This is a genomic window from Polynucleobacter sp. MWH-Svant-W18 (assembly GCF_018687495.1).
Lineage (GTDB): Bacteria > Pseudomonadota > Gammaproteobacteria > Burkholderiales > Burkholderiaceae > Polynucleobacter.
In genome coordinates this window covers 773,237-790,256 of the sequence record NZ_CP061293.1, presented here as the reverse complement: position 1 = coordinate 790,256, position 17,020 = coordinate 773,237, and the positions used below count along the sequence as shown (strand labels likewise).

Annotated in this window: 17 protein-coding genes and 1 tRNA gene; 5 read left to right on the top strand and 13 right to left on the bottom strand. The window is 45.5% G+C overall.

The genetic code is table 11. The annotated features are described in order from the left end of the window. The 11 genes from C2757_RS04130 to cysS all read right to left on the bottom strand — a co-directional run bounded on the left by C2757_RS04130 (nucleotide 1) and on the right by cysS (nucleotide 11,719). Nucleotides 1–759: an enoyl-ACP reductase gene (locus tag C2757_RS04130; RefSeq protein ID WP_215376464.1), complete on the bottom strand. Its 759-nt coding sequence runs from the start codon at nucleotides 757–759 to the stop codon at nucleotides 1–3. 318 nt (nucleotides 760–1,077) lie between these two features. Continuing rightward, on the bottom strand, nucleotides 1,078–2,214 hold the full coding sequence (locus C2757_RS04125; RefSeq protein WP_215376462.1) for a linear amide C-N hydrolase: 1,137 nt from the start codon (nucleotides 2,212–2,214) through the stop codon (nucleotides 1,078–1,080). 193 nt (nucleotides 2,215–2,407) lie between these two features. After that, the gene (locus C2757_RS04120) at nucleotides 2,408–2,893 is read right to left on the bottom strand and encodes an ion channel (protein WP_215376460.1); all 486 of its coding nucleotides are present in this window, start codon (nucleotides 2,891–2,893) and stop codon (nucleotides 2,408–2,410) included. Between the two features lie 41 nt (nucleotides 2,894–2,934). Continuing rightward, nucleotides 2,935–3,768, bottom strand: coding sequence for a hypothetical protein (locus C2757_RS04115; RefSeq protein ID WP_215376458.1), 834 nt, complete (start codon nucleotides 3,766–3,768; stop codon nucleotides 2,935–2,937). Between the two features lie 507 nt (nucleotides 3,769–4,275). Next, nucleotides 4,276–5,610, bottom strand: a complete 1,335-nt coding sequence (locus C2757_RS04110) for an amidohydrolase family protein (RefSeq protein ID WP_215376456.1) — start codon at nucleotides 5,608–5,610, stop codon at nucleotides 4,276–4,278. A gap of 276 nt (nucleotides 5,611–5,886) precedes the next feature. Continuing rightward, nucleotides 5,887–5,981 (bottom strand) — tRNA-Ser (locus C2757_RS04105). Nucleotides 5,982–6,065: 84 nt separating this feature from the next. Further along, the gene (locus tag C2757_RS04100; RefSeq protein WP_215376454.1) at nucleotides 6,066–7,316 is read right to left on the bottom strand and encodes an aspartate kinase; all 1,251 of its coding nucleotides are present in this window, start codon (nucleotides 7,314–7,316) and stop codon (nucleotides 6,066–6,068) included. 83 nt (nucleotides 7,317–7,399) lie between these two features. Beyond that, a complete protein-coding gene (gene tilS, locus C2757_RS04095) occupies nucleotides 7,400–8,698 on the bottom strand; it encodes a tRNA lysidine(34) synthetase TilS (RefSeq protein ID WP_215376452.1) in 1,299 nt (432 codons plus the stop codon). Further along, complete coding sequence (locus C2757_RS04090) at nucleotides 8,664–9,635, bottom strand: acetyl-CoA carboxylase carboxyltransferase subunit alpha (RefSeq protein WP_215376451.1); 972 nt, start codon at nucleotides 9,633–9,635, stop codon at nucleotides 8,664–8,666. The genes tilS and C2757_RS04090 overlap by 35 nt, the downstream gene beginning before the upstream one ends. A gap of 9 nt (nucleotides 9,636–9,644) precedes the next feature. Further along, nucleotides 9,645–10,316 (bottom strand): DNA-3-methyladenine glycosylase, encoded by a 672-nt coding sequence (locus tag C2757_RS04085; protein ID WP_215376449.1) that lies wholly within the window; start codon nucleotides 10,314–10,316, stop codon nucleotides 9,645–9,647. Continuing rightward, nucleotides 10,301–11,719: a cysteine--tRNA ligase gene (gene cysS / locus C2757_RS04080; RefSeq protein ID WP_215376447.1), complete on the bottom strand. Its 1,419-nt coding sequence runs from the start codon at nucleotides 11,717–11,719 to the stop codon at nucleotides 10,301–10,303. The genes C2757_RS04085 and cysS overlap by 16 nt, the downstream gene beginning before the upstream one ends. A gap of 87 nt (nucleotides 11,720–11,806) precedes the next feature. On the opposite strand from cysS, the gene C2757_RS04075 reads away from it, so the two are divergent. From C2757_RS04075 to C2757_RS04065, 3 genes are read left to right on the top strand one after another with little or no spacing between them, the layout of a single operon-like run. Further along, nucleotides 11,807–12,613: a M48 family metallopeptidase gene (locus C2757_RS04075; RefSeq protein WP_215376445.1), complete on the top strand. Its 807-nt coding sequence runs from the start codon at nucleotides 11,807–11,809 to the stop codon at nucleotides 12,611–12,613. Beyond that, complete coding sequence (locus C2757_RS04070) at nucleotides 12,613–13,116, top strand: peptidylprolyl isomerase (RefSeq protein WP_215376443.1); 504 nt, start codon at nucleotides 12,613–12,615, stop codon at nucleotides 13,114–13,116. The genes C2757_RS04075 and C2757_RS04070 overlap by 1 nt, the downstream gene beginning before the upstream one ends. Beyond that, nucleotides 13,113–13,901, top strand: coding sequence for a UDP-2,3-diacylglucosamine diphosphatase (locus tag C2757_RS04065; RefSeq protein ID WP_215376441.1), 789 nt, complete (start codon nucleotides 13,113–13,115; stop codon nucleotides 13,899–13,901). Before C2757_RS04070 ends, C2757_RS04065 begins: the two co-directional genes overlap by 4 nt. Before the next feature lie 20 nt (nucleotides 13,902–13,921). On the opposite strand, the gene C2757_RS04060 is transcribed toward C2757_RS04065, so the two are convergent. Beyond that, complete coding sequence (locus tag C2757_RS04060) at nucleotides 13,922–14,710, bottom strand: inositol monophosphatase family protein (RefSeq protein WP_215376439.1); 789 nt, start codon at nucleotides 14,708–14,710, stop codon at nucleotides 13,922–13,924. A 138-nt stretch (nucleotides 14,711–14,848) separates the two neighbouring features. On the opposite strand from C2757_RS04060, the gene C2757_RS04055 reads away from it, so the two are divergent. Together C2757_RS04055 and cysE are read left to right on the top strand one after the other, a co-directional pair. Beyond that, nucleotides 14,849–15,601 carry an RNA methyltransferase gene (locus tag C2757_RS04055; protein ID WP_215376437.1) on the top strand — a complete coding sequence of 251 codons (753 nt, stop codon included), beginning with the start codon at nucleotides 14,849–14,851 and terminating at the stop codon, nucleotides 15,599–15,601. A gap of 23 nt (nucleotides 15,602–15,624) precedes the next feature. After that, on the top strand, nucleotides 15,625–16,383 hold the full coding sequence (gene cysE, locus C2757_RS04050) for a serine O-acetyltransferase (protein ID WP_215376435.1): 759 nt from the start codon (nucleotides 15,625–15,627) through the stop codon (nucleotides 16,381–16,383). 7 nt (nucleotides 16,384–16,390) lie between these two features. Here cysE and C2757_RS04045 read toward each other — a convergent pair whose 3' ends face one another. After that, the gene (locus C2757_RS04045) at nucleotides 16,391–16,996 is read right to left on the bottom strand and encodes a peptidylprolyl isomerase (RefSeq protein WP_215376871.1); all 606 of its coding nucleotides are present in this window, start codon (nucleotides 16,994–16,996) and stop codon (nucleotides 16,391–16,393) included. Between the last annotated feature and the right edge of the window lie 24 nt (nucleotides 16,997–17,020).

Here is a 17,020-nt window from a genome sequence, read left to right as displayed (position 1 = left end):
TTATGCCACCGCATGGCAGCCGCCATCTACGTAAATGGTTTGACCTGTCATACCGCTTGAACCGTCATCACATAAGAAGGCCGTTAAAGTGGCAACCTCATCTGTAGTGACTAGGCGAGATAATGGAGCTCTCTCAATTGCTCGCTTCATCAATGTGTCAAACTCCTCAATACCAGAAGCTGCGCGGGTCATGATCGGGCCAGGAGATACTGCATGAACGCGAATATTTTGCGGGCCTAATTCGAGCGCCATATATCTGACCAAGGATTCTAGAGCAGCCTTAACGGGGCCCATTAATCCATAATGCGGAACGGCCTCATCAGCACCAATGTAACTCATCGTCACCATACTGCCGCCATAGCTCATGTGCGGCACACAAAGATGGGCAATTACAGCAAATGAATGGCATGAGATTGCCATTGCCCTGGAGAATCCTGAACTTGAGCTATCAATTACTTTGCCATGCAAATCTTCTAATGGCGCCCATGCAATGGAATGCACAATAAAGTCAAAATCTCCAAAACGCTCGGCAGCATCTCTAACAAATTCTTTTAACTGCTCATGATCCTCAACATTGCAAGGTTGAACAGGAATATCCAGACTCAATAAACTGGGAGAAACTAGCTCATAGGCTTTTTGGTTAAGGCAAGATGCAAGAACCAATGCCCCATCCTCACGGAGCTTTTTAGCAACGGCATACGCAATACTTTTATCATTGGCTACGCCAAATACAATACCTTTTTTGCCTTTAAGCATCATTGCACCTAAAAATTGCGGATACTTAATGTTCTATCTTAAATATGACAATTTAAAGGCTGAGGAAATTGATGCGGTATATCTACTAAACGAATTTAGAGTGATGTATGTCAATCTTATGAACATTTAATAACAATTTATGTTTATAGATATCTCATTTACTGCTTCATTATGCGTTTACTTAAGCCCCATACAGTTAGCATAGTAAGTCACTGTTGCAGGCCAGTCTGAAAATACCTCCGCAATGTCCGCTAACGACCCATTGGAGACATCCAAACAAAAGCCACCCGAAGGTGGCTTTATTCTCACTCATCAACGTATTTACTGATTTAATACAACAAATAGATCAGCACCTGCTTTATCTACATCGTAGCTTGAGATTGACTTAATTTGCTTAATGCTCTTAAGCTTATTCATATCAACCACAGCAAAATTCATGGCATTAATACTGCGTACATAATATTGATTACGATTTAAATCACTCATCGTAGTCCACAAGGTAACTTCACTTGAAAAACCTTTGCCACGTATTCCGTCACCTGAGCCACCAGCCCCATCAATAGTTAAATCATATGGACGATCAAAGTTATTCATGACGTGGGCCAGAAGATTCATTGCTTCATCAGGAGTCTTCCCTTTTCGAACATAATTCACATAGAAAGCTGCTTTTACAAAACGACCTTGTGATGTTTGTGCAGATGGCAATGCAGTCAGAGCAATCCCAGAATCTTGAGTTGCCAATGGCATCTTACCTAACTGACCGGTATTTTTATCTACGTTTGTAAACGTATAGTTGTTCAGATTTTGTAAATGCCATGGGAAATCAGGTCCATTTGTCATTACCCCAACAGGATTGTCATACACATTCATCTTATTATTGGTGAACTCTATAACTAGGTTACCTCCTGTTTTATCCACAAAGTTATAGTGTTGAGGAAATGGATTGGGGCTAAAGTCTTTTATAACTGGCAACCAAAATTCTGTTTCTTTGGATTCAAGAGCTGCTTTTAATTCCGCTACATTTTTAAAATTACCCAAGGTCCATGATCCGAAATCAGTAATAGATAACAGTTTGGAGTCTTCCGCGGTAACAGGGATTCCAGTGGTTGAATTTAACCAATTGACTTTAAAACTGAGGCCATGATCATTCATGCCATCAGCAAAAGTTACCTGCTTGGATGTAGGAAGAGCTTGGGCGGTCATTCCTAAAATCGCATACTTGGTATTAAACGTCTTACCCTGCTTGCCTGAGGGTGTAACAGACTCAATTTTTGTACCAGCGGGAAAATAGGTCATCGCCGTTGGGATAATCGAACTAAATTCCAAGGTTCGACCATGGTAAGCATTGCCGTTAAGATCCGTCATCATCAAAGAAGTGCAAGCAACCGCATTTCCTATAGAGGAGAAGATCAAAGAGGAGGCTAATAGTAGACTACCAAAGGATTTGAAAGTTTTCATAATTGAATTGATGTGGATTAAAAGAATAAATATACTAGCATCAGGAAATTACATATTAAATAATTTTGACAGTTTTGCCGCTACTCAAAGTGAGCTGATTTGTGGCTGCCTTTGCGTCATAGTTTTCTCTCTAGGGAGATTAAGTATCGGCTGGCTAAAAAATATTCCAACCCATTTCATCATCAGGCTGCCATTACTGAGATTTATTAAATGGGGACTTTCCCAAGTATTGGAGCATAGTAAACAATCCAGCCCCTGAAATTGAGGCTGAGAAAAGCCCAGTAAATCCGATAACAAAGGGTAGTCCGCGCCACTCAGGGCCAAGCTGATAGTTTCCGTAACCAAGAGTGGTATACATCTCTCCCACAAAATAGAAGGCAGTTAGTGGATCTGAAAATACTTTCATACAGTCCATGACATAGGAAAAATAAAGCAGATCCATCAAGTGAGACATCATAATAAAAAGCATTGCAATCGTGTAGACGATAAATCTGAAATATTTCCCCGAAGAATCAGAAGATGAATTGACGAAATATTGAAACCTATTAGCAACCAAAAGAATAAAAAAACTATGCAGAGAAAAAATTAAAATTGCTGTAATTATAAAAACATCAATCTTTTCACCAAAAATATGGTTCGCATAAAATATCAATAGTGGCAGTGGATTTTGAAAGGTCATATTAGCCACAACCCATAAGATTTAAGTTGGTACACTAAGCATTAGAAGTTGAAAGTTGCCGACAATTGCGGACCCTGGAAAGTTGTCTTTTGAAGCAGGCCCTGACCATTCGTCTTTGTGCTATCCATGTCATAGTACAAACCACGATAAATCAATGAAACATCAATCCCTTTATCCACTGTTTTTCCGATACCAAGCATAGCCTGCCATGTCACATTAGTTGTGCCACCACCACTACCAATATCGGCATAGAAAGGGACATACCAGGAAGAATTAGCAATACGGTAACGACCCTTGAAACCCACAATTGGATCGGCAGTGCTCATGGTCTTTGACTCACCATTTAAGGGCGGCGAAACACCATCTACCGCAACATTCAAAGTGGCTGTTACTCCAACCCAACGGACGCCCAACAAACCATCCACATTAGCATCTTGGTTATTCAGCAAATTATATGTAGCGGCGCCCGTGAGGATGGTCTGTTGAAGTGTTGCTTTGGTAGCTAGCTGATAAGTATATGGAGCTTGCGGTGTAACTGTTGTACTAGAAGTTTTTTGCAAAGTTGCAGAGACCACATCTGCCATTACACCCCAGTTGCCATAATGAATCTCACCGGCAATCATTGCGCCAGACTTCAGGTTAGCAATAATATTATTCGTATTTAGATTTGCAGTCTGAAGGTATTTATCTTTGTAATTGAGCGTAGAGTTAATACTTGGCGCCCATAGATATGGGGTAAGTTCAAAACTCCATGCATCTGAAACCTTACGAATAGGGGTAAGTCCATCATTCGCATGAACAGGATTAATAGCAGCAAATAATGCAGCTATTGAAAATAATGATGCACTAATTATGCTTAATCTCGTTTCGATCATTTATGGGGTCTTCTAGGGAGCACGAACAATAAGTGTGAATATACCAAAGTCGAGCTACACAGAGATTGACCAAAGCAGGCAAATTCATCTTAATAAACCTAATTGCGCTCTTTTGAGGCAAATTATGGTGTCTGGACCTAATTAATATAAGGATTGGCCCCCCAATAAAAGTACATGGCTAAATCAGAAGTTTAAGAGTGGAAAAGTTTTATAACCTCTCAATAATCTGTTGATTTAATTAATTGATCACATCATGAAAAAGCCACCCCTTAGGGTGGCTTTGGTAACGCTTTTGGTAGCAAAAGTGTTGTATCTCTATCAACCCTTGAAGCACCATTAACTTTGGCGAAAAACGCCCCATCACAACTAATGAGAGCCTGTTATTTGCCGACTTGAGACACTAAGGCAATCTCACTAATTAGACTGTTCTCTGTCCATAGCCGCCTTTTGCAAACAAAAAACCCGCCGAAGCGGGTTCTATTCATAAGGCAGCCAAGCAACTATAGATCACAGAGTATTTTTAAAGATCTTGCCATCTTTCATAATTACTCGGAAGTTTTTAGCGGGATCTGCAACGATCTCTAGGTTTTGCGTTGGGTCACCATCCACTAAAAGCAAATCCGCGTAAGCACCCTCTTTAACTACGCCCAATTTTCCTTCTGTGTATGGGTTGCGAGGACCAGATAAAGCAAACATCTGCGCATTGTCATGGGTCACCATCTTCAGAGCGCGAGCTGGCGTCATCCATTTAGTCATTTTGGCCAACTGGATGTTCTGAACCACTCCATCAGGCTGGAAGAAGAAATCTGTACCCCAAGCTAATTTAACGTTGTTCTGCAGTGCCCATTTGAATACGTTGTTTTCACCCATTACAACCTGATGTTCTTTGTAGATCTGAAATGGAGTGTATGGCGGATGAAACTCTTCAAAGTTTTGGGTGCTCAACCATACGTCTTTGTTTTTTAAGTACTTAACAGTTGGCTCATCAAGCAATTGACCATGCTCAATTACCTTCACGCCCGCCTCAACCGAGCGACGAATTGAAGTGGTGTTATAGGCATGAACTGAAACATAAGTACCAAAATCAGAGGCTGCTTCAACTGCCGCCTTAATTTCGTCAGAGGTAAATTCTTGTACAGTTGGAGTGTCATCAGCTGAAGAAACACCACCACTAGTAGCTAATTTAATTTGGGATGCGCCATTGCGTAAATTAAATCTTGTGGCAGTCAGCACTTGAGCGCGTCCATCAACAACAGATGAAACACGTAGCTTCTCACCAATAGATAGGCCGCCACCAAAGCTACGTGGCAGTTCCTCAGGAAAACTAAAATCACCGTGCCCTGATGTTTGGGTAATCATGGTGCCGCTTGGATAAATCCGAGGGCCCAAAACTTTCCCAGCGTCGATGTCGCTCTTCAATTGAAATACCGGCCCCGCCATATCTCGTACGGTTGTCCAGCCATTTAATAGCATTTCTTTAGCGGTCTCATACGCTATTGCATTGAGCTGTTTAACATCACCCTTAAGAAGGGTCTCCATTGGAGGAGTCAACCAAATATGGGTATGGGCATCACTTAATCCTGGCATTAAAGTACGGCCACCACCAGCAATCACAGTTGCTGTTGTACCAGCAGGGATCTGAATTGGCTTACTAGAAATAGTTTTTACTAGGTTATTAACAACCAAAACGTTTGTAGGAGCTGTCAGTTTTTCAGACACGCCATCAAACACGCGCACGTTTTCATACAAGGTCGCCGTGGATTGTGGTGCAGGTTGCGCAACTGCAGCCGCTGCGCTGATTAGAGCGCCGGTTACCATCAAGCATTTAATAGTTGTTGTCATAATTTTTAGAGTGTTATTGGTTTATTTGATTACCAAATACTCTAAAAATGCAGTATTTGGCTTCTGGAACAAAATCAATATACACAACTTTTATTGCTTTTAAGAAGATATCTGCTATCTCATAAAAGAAAGCTATCTTTTCGGCCCTAAAGACCGCTATTAGCCGAAAATGGCAACACAGAGCCAAAAGAAAAGCCACCCCGTAGGATGGCTTTGGTAACGCTTTTGGTAACAAGGGTGTTGTATCTCTACAAACCCTTATTCCGCCTATTGACTTGGCGGAGACGAGAGGATTCGAACCTCCGATCAGAGTTTTAGCCCCGATGCTCCCTTAGCAGGGGAGTGCCTTCGACCAGCTCGGCCACGTCTCCGTATTTCTTACTATTTACAACGCCCCACAGTTTAACGGATTAAGGCCTATTTGGGGCTTTAGTCTCGTTTAACTGTGTTTTTTGTTACTTCTGGTCTAGCTCAAATGCTTTATGTAAGGCTCTTACTGCTAGCTCCATGTACTTCTCGTCAATCACAACTGAAATCTTGATTTCACTCGTAGAGATCATGAGGATATTGATGCCCTCTTCCGATAAGGTACGGAACATTTTGCTAGCTACGCCAACATGAGAGCGCATACCTACGCCTACAACGGAAACTTTAGAGACCTTGGGATCGCCTGAGATTTCTTTTGCTTCGATGTGTGCTTGCACTGTGTTCTTGAGTAAATCCAATGCTTTTTGATAATCAGCACGTGGCACAGTAAAGGTGAAGTCGGTCTTACCGTCAACCGATTGATTCTGAATAATGATGTCTACATCAATGTTCGCATCGGCGATTGGGCCTAAGATTTGATAAGCAATACCTGGGCGATCAGGAACCCCCAAAACGGTAATCTTCGCTTCATCACGCGCAAAGGCGATGCCGGAAATAACTGCGGCTTCCATAGTGCTGTCCTCTTCAAATGTAATCAAGGTGCCCGACTTCATCTCAATGTCTAAGGGCATCAAAGGGTCTGTCAGCGAAGACAGAACCCGGGTTTTAACTTTGTACTTACCAGCAAACTCCACAGAGCGAATCTGTAATACCTTTGAGCCTAAGCTAGCCATTTCTAGCATCTCTTCAAAAGTAATCTTATCGAGACGACGAGCATCCTCGCAAACCCGTGGGTCAGTTGTGTATACGCCATCAACGTCGGTATAGATCAAGCACTCGTCTGCTTTGAGAGCAGCAGCCATTGCTACTGCGGAAGTATCTGAACCGCCACGACCCAAGGTGGTGATGTTCCCATCGGGATCAACTCCTTGAAATCCGGTCACGACGACTGCTTTACCCGCTTTTAAGTCAGCCAGAATTTTTTTGTCATCAATACTTTTAATACGGGCTTTAGTAAAGGCAGAGTCTGTATGCACAGTCACTTGCCAACCGGCGTAGCTGACCGCATCAATACCTTCGCGCATTAAAGCCAATGCCAATAAGCCAGAGCTAACCTGCTCTCCGGTTGAAGCAATTTGATCTAACTCACGTGGATTAGCATCGGGATTAATCTCTTTAGCTAAACCGAGCAAGCGATTGGTCTCACCGGACATTGCAGAAGGCACGACCACCACCTGGTGTCCGGCGCGCATCCACTTGGCAACCCGTTTGGCGACATTCGCAATGCGCTCTGTTGAGCCCATGGAGGTGCCACCATATTTATGAACAATCAAAGCCATAAAAGCGTCTATTTCTCTATCTGTAGCAGGAAATCAATTTCCCGAGGATCAAAAAGGGCTTATTTTACAGGGTTTTAAACCTTTTAAGCCTTCTGGCGCCACTCGGGTAGCAGCCTAGGGCCAGAATGCACGAGATGCGGATAACTCAAGCCCACCCCTGCCACGGCAATCAGATCGCCATCGATATACAGTAGTGGCGCTTGGCGCTCCCACGGAGGAACATTCCCCTCCTGAAAGAGATTCTTGAGGGTCTTGCGTGGGGTACTGGGCTTGATCTGAATTCTCTCTGCACCAGATCGCTCTACTTGCGTAATTAGCCCATTTTTCTGCGCATCCATGACCCATTGAGCTGGCAAGCCAGCAGACTTGCTTCTGGCAGAAATCGCCTTGAACACCCACTCACCGGCTTTGAGATCTTCAATCTGTAAAACGCCCCGCCACAAACGAATGATCTTCTCATCGTGCACCCACTCTAGCTGAGCACTAGGCTGCACAGTTTCTAAATCACGCCACCATGCACAGAGACGCTCTTGTGATGGCATGGCAAGCGCGTTGATTTTTAACCAATATCTCAAGACATTATTCGCTGCTGGCAAGTCCTGTTTCGCTAGCGCAAGCAGTGGGTTAAGTTGAAGTCTATTTTTATGCAGAATCGTTTTGCCATCTTGCGTGGCCAATCGATCCAGTAAGGTTTGCGCTTCACCAAGTAAATTTGCGCTGCGTGCCAGATTAGCAATGGCTTCTGGTTGTAATTTTTCCAATGCAGGAATAATGGATTTACGAATCGCATTGCGACGAAATTGAGAATTGCGATTGCTAGGATCTTCTACCCATTTGAGTTTGTGCTCTTTAGCGTAAGCCTCTAGCTCGTTTCTGCTTTGATTTAAAAGAGGTCGCCATAAGGTGATCTTGCCCTCTGGGCTGATGAGCTCTCGATCTGAGGGCATGCCCGCTAAGCCAGCCACTCCCGAGCCTCGTAGAAGTTGCAGGAGCACCGTTTCTGCTTGATCATTTTGATGATGCGCTAAGAGCAGGTCCTCAATGCCATATTCCAAACACAGATCGGTCAGGGCTTCGTAGCGCCCGGCTCGTGCCCTTGCTTCGATATTGCCCTGCTCTGCATTGCCAGCAAGATGCAGCAATCGGAAGTCAAAATGAATCTTGTATTTACTTGCAAGCTTTTCACAAAAGATCAGCCATTCATCTGCTTGTTTTTGTAAGCCATGATGAATATGAAAAGCGTAAATCTCTGTTGATTTGTTTTTAGTCTGCGCTTTGCAAACTGTATCAAGCAGCACAACCGAATCGAGGCCGCCACTCAAGGCAACCGCAATTCGCTTTACTGTCTTAGGACTTGGCTGTGATTTCCTTGAACTTGCCATAACTCATAAGGCGCTCATGACGACGTTCAAGTAGTGCATCTACTTTCATGCTATCAAAGGTTTTCAGTGACTCACTCAATGCTTTGCGCATGTTTGCCATCATGGTGTCGTAGTCACGATGGGCTCCGCCAACTGGCTCTGGCACGATCTTATCAATTAAGCCCAAGGCTTTAATTCTTTGGGCAGTCAAGCCCAGTTGTTCAGCAGCTTCAGAAGCTTTATCTGCGGTCTTCCACAAGATCGACGCGCAACCTTCAGGGGAAATCACCGAGTAGGTGGAGTTCTGGAGCATCAATACAACATCACCCATCGCAATTGCTAGGGCTCCGCCAGAGCCTCCTTCACCAATAATCGTGGCAATGATGGGCACTTCCAACTCTGCTTGCACATAAAGGTTCCGACCAATCGCTTCAGACTGATTGCGCTCTTCTGCATCAATCCCAGGAAATGCTCCCGGTGTATCTACAAAGGTAAATACGGGGATACTAAATTTTTCTGCAAGGCGCATCAGGCGCATGGCCTTACGATAACCCTCAGGACGACTCATGCCGAAATTGCGCAGTGCACGCTCTTTGGTATCGCGGCCCTTTTGGTGACCGATCACCATACAAGCCTGGCCATCAAATCGTGCTAGTCCACCAATAATCGATTGATCATCTGCAAAAGTACGATCCCCATGCAATTCATGGAAATCAGTAAACAAGGCATTCACATAATCTAAGGTGTAAGGACGTTGTGGATGACGTGCTACTTGTGAAACTTGCCAAGGCGTGAGATTGTCATAAACGTCTTTGGTAAGCTGCTGACTTTTTTCAGAAAGCGTTTTGATCTCATCAGAAATATCCACCGATGACTCGTCTTGTACAAAACGGAGCTCTTCGATCTTCGTTTCTAGTTCGGCGATTTGTTGCTCAAAATCTAGGAAAGTCGTTTTCATAGCCTGATTTTAATATTCAACCGGTATGGGGTCGATACTTCTCCACATATACCAGGTGGCAACCGTTCGCCACGGGGCCCAATTAGCAGCCACCTCACGGGCTTCATGGCGACTGACAGGCTCTCCACTAAAGTAATTGAGGGAAATCGCCTTGATGAGGCCCACGTCATCCAGAGGGAGGATATTTGGGCGCACCATGTTGAAAATCAAGAACATTTCGGCTGTCCAGCGTCCAATTCCCCGAATATCGCTTAACTCCTTAATCACGCTCTCATCATCCATGTCTTTCCACTGATTGGCATGCAAGCGGCCAGAATCGAAATGGTCCGCCAAATCACGGATGTATTCCACCTTACGACCAGATAAACCCGCCGCACGTAATTCTTCAACAGTTAAGGCGAGGATATTTTTAGGATGAATTTTTTTCTTACTTGCAATCACCACCCTATCCCAAACGGCTTGGGCAGCTGCTACTGAAATTTGCTGCCCCACAATGGCACGCGCTAATGTTGTGAATGCATCGCCACGAGTGACTAAAAATCCAGAGCCGTATTTTGGAATCAATTTTTTAAGAATGCGATCTTGTTTCATGAGCTCGCGACAAGCCTGTTCCCAGTAATCTGGAGCGACTGCTTCAAAGAGAGGCTTTTCTTTTACGGCCGCCACTACGCTCTTCGCCATTCAGTCACACCACCTGGCTTGTCTTCCAATACCACGCCTTGTTCTAACAAGGTTTTACGTATCAAGTCAGCTTGAGCAAAGTCTTTTGCTTGTTTAGCAGCAACCCGCTGGGAAATCTGCTCCTCAATTTGAGTAGCGCTTAAGCCGCCCTCATCTTTGATGTCTGATTGCAAAAATTGAGTAGGGTCACGCTGCAAGAAATTTAAAATGCCGCCAAGAGACTTCAGGACGCCAGCGAGCTGTTGTTTGTTATCACCTTGTGCACGGTTTACTTCACTAGCCAACTCAAAGAGGACTGCAATTGCCTCTGGAGTATTGAAATCATCATTCATTGCCTGCGCAAAACGCTGGGCCCAAGGATTCTGTGGATCAAGTGTCATCACTTGGCTCGGTGCATGAGCCAGTGCCGTGTAAAGCCTTACCAAACCAGAGCGAGCCTCTTCTAGCTGGGCATCGCTGTAATTAATAGGACTACGGTAATGCGCTTTCAGCATAAAAAAGCGGATAACTTCTGCATCAAAGCTTTTGAGCACATCCCGAATCAAGAAAAAATTGCCCAAAGACTTTGACATCTTTTCTTCATTGACCCGAATATGTCCGTTGTGCATCCAGTAGTTCACAAAGGGAGCATCGTCCTCTTTGCGCTGTTGACCGTATAAGGCGCCCTCACTTTGAGCAATCTCGTTCTCATGATGGGGAAATTGCAAATCTGCACCGCCACCATGAATATCAAAATGATCGCCTAGCAAATCGCATGACATGGCTGAGCACTCTATATGCCAGCCTGGACGACCTACGCCCCATGGTGATGCCCATCGGGTATCGGCAGGCTCTTCAGGCTTGGCACTTTTCCACAAGACAAAATCCAAAGGGTCACGTTTGCCACCGATAATGGCTACGCGCTCTCCCGCATTGAGCTCATCCAAAGATTTTCCAGAGAGTTGTCCATAACGAGGTAACAAGCGCACTGCGAAATTGACATCGCCATCATCGACTTGATAAGCCAATTCATGTTCAATCAGCTTGCCAATCATGCCTTGCATTTGCTGGATGTAATCTGTAGCCCGAGGCTCTTGATCGGGATGCATCAAGCCCAATGCATCTGAGTCGGCATGCATGGCAGCAATAAAGCGATTGGTCAAAGCTGAAATAGGTTCACCATTTTCAACCGCTCTGTTAATAATCTTGTCGTCGATATCGGTAATATTGCGCACATACTGCACCTCATAGCCACTGGCACGCAACCAGCGAACCACCATATCAAACACGATCATGACCCTGGCATGGCCTATGTGGCAGAAGTCGTAAACCGTCATTCCGCAGACATACATCTTCACCTTCCCAGGCACTATGGGCTTAAAGACCTGTTTTGAACGGGAAAGGGTGTTATAGATTTGCAGCATAGGGCTATAAAGGTTGGGCAAGTAGCGCCAATTTGTTAGACTGAGCGCTGAGTATATCGAATGAGCCAGTTTTATACCCCTTCCCCTATGCCCGCAACCATCCCAGCGCCTCGCCTTGTCCTCCTAAAGATCATGACTGGTCTTGCTGCCCTGCTATTTATTGCGGGCTGCAGTACCCCCGGTCAACAGCTTGCTAACGCAGAAATTAAGGCAACTACTACACAGGAACTGAAATGCGGTCCTAATAGCCCCTATTTAGGAAGCTATAGCCCAAATGATCCGCCTAGACTATCGACGGATACACCCTTTGATCCCCAGAACCCAGAACTCTCTGAAACGGTAGCCTTGCCATTTTTATCATTCCTAATTATTGAACCAGATCCCGTCACTAAAAATGCAGTGCCATCGGATGTCGAGAAATTGGTCAAGGCGCGCCAGTTTCCAGAAGCCATCACGCTAATCAATAGCCATATCAAGAAATCACCCAAAAATGTTCAGCTGCGTTTTTTAAAGGCCCGCATCCAAATTGAGATGGGGGATCTGAATCAGGCCAAAAAGACGCTCATTGAAATTACCCAGCAGTTTCCGGAGTTGCCGGAGCCCTATAACAACCTTGCTGCCATTTCAGCAAGTCAAGATAAATGGATTGAAGCGAGAGACTATTTAGAACTCGCCTTAAAGCTGCGCCCAAGCTATGCAATTGCCTCAGCAAATTTGGGCGAGATTTATGTTCGCCTTGGCTCACAAGCTTATGAAAACGCAGCCGAGTCTACTCAGCTGAATCAACGCCTCTATACCAATAGAGCCAAGGCTTTAATGAACCTGATTAGTAAAACGAATAAGACACCTTCCACCATTCCATCCACTAACCCTCCAGAAAGTAGATCCAAATAATGACTAAAGTATTGCTAAAAACCAATCATGGCGACATCACATTAAGCTTAGACGCAGTAAAAGCTCCAAAGAGCGTTGCGAATTTCTTGCAATACGTTAAGAGTGGTCATTACGATGGCACCATCTTTCACCGCGTGATCAATAACTTCATGATTCAAGGTGGTGGTATGACTGCGGGCATGAAACAAAAACCGACTGGCGCTGAAATTGAAAATGAAGCTAATAATGGCTTGAAGAATGATCGTTACACCGTAGCCATGGCTCGTACCAGCGACCCACACTCTGCAACCGCACAATTTTTCATCAACGTAAATGACAACGACTTTTTAAATCACACCGCTCAAAATGCGCAAGGCTGGGGATATGCTGTCTTTGGCAAAGTAGTTGATGGTATGGATGTTGTGGATGCAATCCGTAAAGTCAAAACTAGCAGCTCAGGATTTCACCAAGACGTTCCAGCTGAAGACGTAGTGATTGAGAAAGCGACCGTTCTCGAGGAATGATCCCGCAATACGCGAGCGCCCTGCTCATTTCGGATATCCACCTGACGCCGTCAATGCCCTTGACGGCGCAACGCTTTTTTGACTTCTGTGAAAAACAAGCGCCTCAGGCAGAGTCTGTCTTTATTTTGGGTGACTTGTTTGAATATTGGGTAGGTGATGATGCATTTATCAACTCACCATTTCAGCAAGAAGTGAAACGTGCGCTGGCAAACCTAGCTACCAAAACCAAAATCTATTACGTCCACGGTAATCGCGACTTTTTGATTGGCAGTACTTTCTTAAAAAATACGGGTATGACTTTGTTGTCCGATCCCTCAGTGATTGATATTGCTAATCAGAAATATGTGATTGCTCATGGTGACTCACTGTGTACCGCAGATATTGGTTACCAAGTATTTCGTCGTTGGGTCAGAAAGCCTTGGCTGCAAAAATTATTCCTAAAACTACCACTGGGTTTGCGACGCTCGATTGCCGATCATCTACGCAGTAACAGCTACACAAAATACCAACGTGCAGCCAGCGCCTCAAGCCAAAGGAATCGCATTCGTACAAATGTGACCTTACAAGCTTGCGCTGAATTGCTAAAACAACACTCTGGCAATCAATTGATTCATGGTCATACCCATTTGCCTGCCCATCATCATGAGCACTTGGGTGAGCAAGCGTGGCAACGTTGGGTGTTATCTGACTGGGATTTAGATCACCCAGAGAGCACTGCACCGCGCGCTAGCGCTTTGCAGATCGACTCCCAAGGTGTGCGCTACGTTGACTTAATCAAAGCCTGAACAAGCCGCAGGTTGTCTGATTAAGCCTTTGAATACTTCGATAGGCTTTGCACCATCTGGGCAAAGATGCGTGGGTTTGCTGCCATGACTTCACCGCTCTTCAGATAGCCCTCTTCACCACGGTAGTTACCGATCAGGCCACCAGATTCAGTGATGATCAGGGCGCCTGCTGCCATGTCCCAAGGCTTAAGATCGCTCTCAAAGAAACCATCGTAGCGACCTGCTGCCACATAGGCCAAGTCTAAGGAAGCGGCACCAGGGCGGCGTAAGCCAGCACATTGACGCGTCATCTCTGCAAATATCTTCAGGTACTTTTCGAGATCTTGATCTTCACGGTACGGAAAGCCAGTGCCAATCAAAGCATTCGCCAAACGATCTTGTGTGGCAACGCGGAGACGACGACGGTCCAAATATGCGCCTGCACCACGGGTTGCAGTGAATAGCTCATCACGTGTGGGGTCATAGACTACTGCTTGTTGAATCACGCCATTAACTGACAATGCAATCGAGACTGCATATTGCGGAAAGCCATGAATGAAATTGGTTGTGCCATCCAATGGATCAATGATCCAAACATTCTCAGCATCAGCATTGTGCTCACCTGTTTCTTCGGCCAAAAATCCATGGGTTGGATAGGCCTCACTGAGAGTTTCGATGATGGCCGCTTCTGCGGCTTTGTCCACCTCGGTGACAAAATCATTGTGTTGCTTACGATCAACTTGCAAGCGCTCCAAATTAAGAGAAGCTCGGTTAATCACGGTTCCAGCACGACGGGCAGCCTTGACGGCCACATTTAACATGGGATGCATAGTATTGGTGGACAAATTAAATAAGAACGAGCCTGTAATATTGTTCAAACTGCATGACAATACGAAGCTAATACCCTGATTCTAAACGATTAGCACGCCCCACCCTCGCGATACCTATTTGAACCCATTAACGAGCCCATGAATACTGAGAAATCCCAATTACTGCGCTGGGTTCTGGTTGAAACCAGTCACCCCGGAAATGTGGGTTCAGCTGCACGTGCATTAAAGACAATGGGATTTGGCGCCCTCCACCTGATCAATCCCAAAACCAAAGGTATTGCTCAAGAGTCCGATGCGATTGCCTTGGCTAGTGGCGCGGGAGATATTCTGGAGCATGCACAAGAATCCACTTCCCTAGAGGCGGCCGTACAAGGTTGCTCACTCGTTCTTGGCCTCACAAGTCGCGATCGCGAATTTGGTCCTCCAGCCCTCGATTGGCAATCAGCCCTGGGTCTAATCCAAGAAAACATTGCGCTTGATAGAAAAGTGGCTCTTCTCTTTGGTCCAGAGAGAACTGGTTTAGATAACGATCATCTAGCTTTGTGCACCCATCGTGTTTGGCTAGATGCCAATCCTGAATACCCCTCCCTGAATTTAGCCCAAGCCCTCATGGTCTGCGCTTACACACTCAGACACACTTTGCATAGCCAATCTAGCACCCCATCCCTTTTATGCGATCGAGAGAGTCAGGCGGACTTGGCAGACCCAGCTGCGGTTGCGGCAATGCTAGACCATTGGCAAGCAGGTTTAGAGGCTATTGGCTATCTTGATCCGGCCAACCCCAAGAAACTCATGCCCCGCTTACAGGCCTTATTTGCCCGTAGCCGCCTGCACAAAGAAGAAATTGATCTACTGCGTGGGATCGCAAAACAGATGCTCCTGAGAAAATAAGCGCATCCCGTTAAAATCAAAATATGTTTAATTCCCTATTCGACCAAGTCGACTCCATTATTGCCAGAGACCCTGCTGCCAGAAACCGTCTCGAGGTGATTACTTGCTACCAAGGTCTGCATGCGGTGTTCTTTCATCGTATCGCGCACTTCTTGTGGAATCTGGACCTAAAATGGATTGCACGGGTCTCTTCCATGTTTGCGCGTTTTATTACCGGCATTGAAATTCATCCGGGGGCCAAGATTGGTCGTCGCGTATTTTTAGATCATGGTCTTGGAATTGTGATTGGCGAGACTGCTGAAATCGGTGATGACTGCACCATCTACCAAGGCGTCACTCTCGGTGGCACATCACTTTATAAGGGCGTTAAGCGCCACCCAACTCTGGGTAAAGGTGTCGTTGTGAGTGCAGGTGCAAAAGTACTCGGCGGTTTTACTGTGGGTGATGGCGCACGTATTGGTTCAAACGCTGTGGTGTTAAAAGAAATTCCGGCAGGCGCTACTGCTGTTGGTATACCGGCGCGCGTCTTGCATCCAGATTTACCACAAAGTCCTGATAGCAAAACCAAAGAATATTTTTCTGCTTATGGTGTCACACCAAATGTGGATGACCCCGTATCCATGGCACTCAAGGGTTTGATTGATGCCACCATTGAGCAAGAAGCCAAGATTGCGGCTCTTGAAAAAGCCTTGGCTAAGCTCAGTAACGCGCCAGCACAGGCTCCTGGTCAAAGCGATACCAAGCGGGACCTCGATGCCATTAAAGAATGGCTTAAAGAATAACTTTGATTTAGTGCAGTGTGCGGGGATTATGCGTACTTGCGCCTAAGGCAGTTCCAGGGAATTCATCCTCGTCAGCATCATCGTTCGGCATACCAAAAGTAAAGCCCTCACCACCGGCTGGGTGACGGTTCGCAATCTCTTCATCTGTAGCCGCACGAACATCCTCTACCTGCACCCAGAAACGCAGCGCCATACCTGCTAAGGGATGGTTGCCATCAAGTACTACTTGATTGTCTGCAACATCGGTAACGGTATAAATCAAAGGTTCGTCATCGGAGTCTGATTCATCGTGTGCATCGGAGTCTTCTTCCGCATCAGCGTCGGGAACACCTTCAAATTGCATGCCCACTTCAAGTGGTTCTGGAAAGCGTGTACGGGGCTCGATCTTCAAGAGCTCTGGATCATACTCACCAAAAGCCTCGCTGGGCTCGAGTTGAATCGTAGCTTCATAACCAATATCTTGACCATCCAAAAGGGTTTCAATTTTCGGGAAAGTACCCTCATAGCCACCGTGCAGGTATACCATCGGAGAATCAGGCTCTTCGATCACATTGTTTTGGGCATCGGTTAGCTTGTAACGCAGGGATACGATGGTGTTTTTTTCAATCTTCATGCGAATTCTGTCGAACATATGTTT

What these genes read in the sequence shown, in the direction of transcription:
- C2757_RS04130 (WP_215376464.1), bottom strand. Translation starts at nt 759, where the DNA reads ATGATGCTTAAAGGCAAAAAAGGTATTGTATTTGGCGTAGCCAATGAT.
- C2757_RS04125 (WP_215376462.1), bottom strand. Translation starts at nt 2,214, where the DNA reads ATGAAAACTTTCAAATCCTTTGGTAGTCTACTATTAGCCTCCTCTTTG.
- C2757_RS04120 (WP_215376460.1), bottom strand. Translation starts at nt 2,893, where the DNA reads ATGACCTTTCAAAATCCACTGCCACTATTGATATTTTATGCGAACCAT.
- C2757_RS04115 (WP_215376458.1), bottom strand. Translation starts at nt 3,768, where the DNA reads ATGATCGAAACGAGATTAAGCATAATTAGTGCATCATTATTTTCAATA.
- C2757_RS04110 (WP_215376456.1), bottom strand. Translation starts at nt 5,610, where the DNA reads ATGACAACAACTATTAAATGCTTGATGGTAACCGGCGCTCTAATCAGC.
- C2757_RS04100 (WP_215376454.1), bottom strand. Translation starts at nt 7,316, where the DNA reads ATGGCTTTGATTGTTCATAAATATGGTGGCACCTCCATGGGCTCAACA.
- tilS (WP_215376452.1), bottom strand. Translation starts at nt 8,698, where the DNA reads ATGGCAAGTTCAAGGAAATCACAGCCAAGTCCTAAGACAGTAAAGCGA.
- C2757_RS04090 (WP_215376451.1), bottom strand. Translation starts at nt 9,635, where the DNA reads ATGAAAACGACTTTCCTAGATTTTGAGCAACAAATCGCCGAACTAGAA.
- C2757_RS04085 (WP_215376449.1), bottom strand. Translation starts at nt 10,316, where the DNA reads ATGGCGAAGAGCGTAGTGGCGGCCGTAAAAGAAAAGCCTCTCTTTGAA.
- cysS (WP_215376447.1), bottom strand. Translation starts at nt 11,719, where the DNA reads ATGCTGCAAATCTATAACACCCTTTCCCGTTCAAAACAGGTCTTTAAG.
- C2757_RS04075 (WP_215376445.1), top strand. Translation starts at nt 11,807, where the DNA reads ATGCCCGCAACCATCCCAGCGCCTCGCCTTGTCCTCCTAAAGATCATG.
- C2757_RS04070 (WP_215376443.1), top strand. Translation starts at nt 12,613, where the DNA reads ATGACTAAAGTATTGCTAAAAACCAATCATGGCGACATCACATTAAGC.
- C2757_RS04065 (WP_215376441.1), top strand. Translation starts at nt 13,113, where the DNA reads ATGATCCCGCAATACGCGAGCGCCCTGCTCATTTCGGATATCCACCTG.
- C2757_RS04060 (WP_215376439.1), bottom strand. Translation starts at nt 14,710, where the DNA reads ATGCATCCCATGTTAAATGTGGCCGTCAAGGCTGCCCGTCGTGCTGGA.
- C2757_RS04055 (WP_215376437.1), top strand. Translation starts at nt 14,849, where the DNA reads ATGAATACTGAGAAATCCCAATTACTGCGCTGGGTTCTGGTTGAAACC.
- cysE (WP_215376435.1), top strand. Translation starts at nt 15,625, where the DNA reads ATGTTTAATTCCCTATTCGACCAAGTCGACTCCATTATTGCCAGAGAC.
- C2757_RS04045 (WP_215376871.1), bottom strand. Translation starts at nt 16,996, where the DNA reads ATGAAGATTGAAAAAAACACCATCGTATCCCTGCGTTACAAGCTAACC.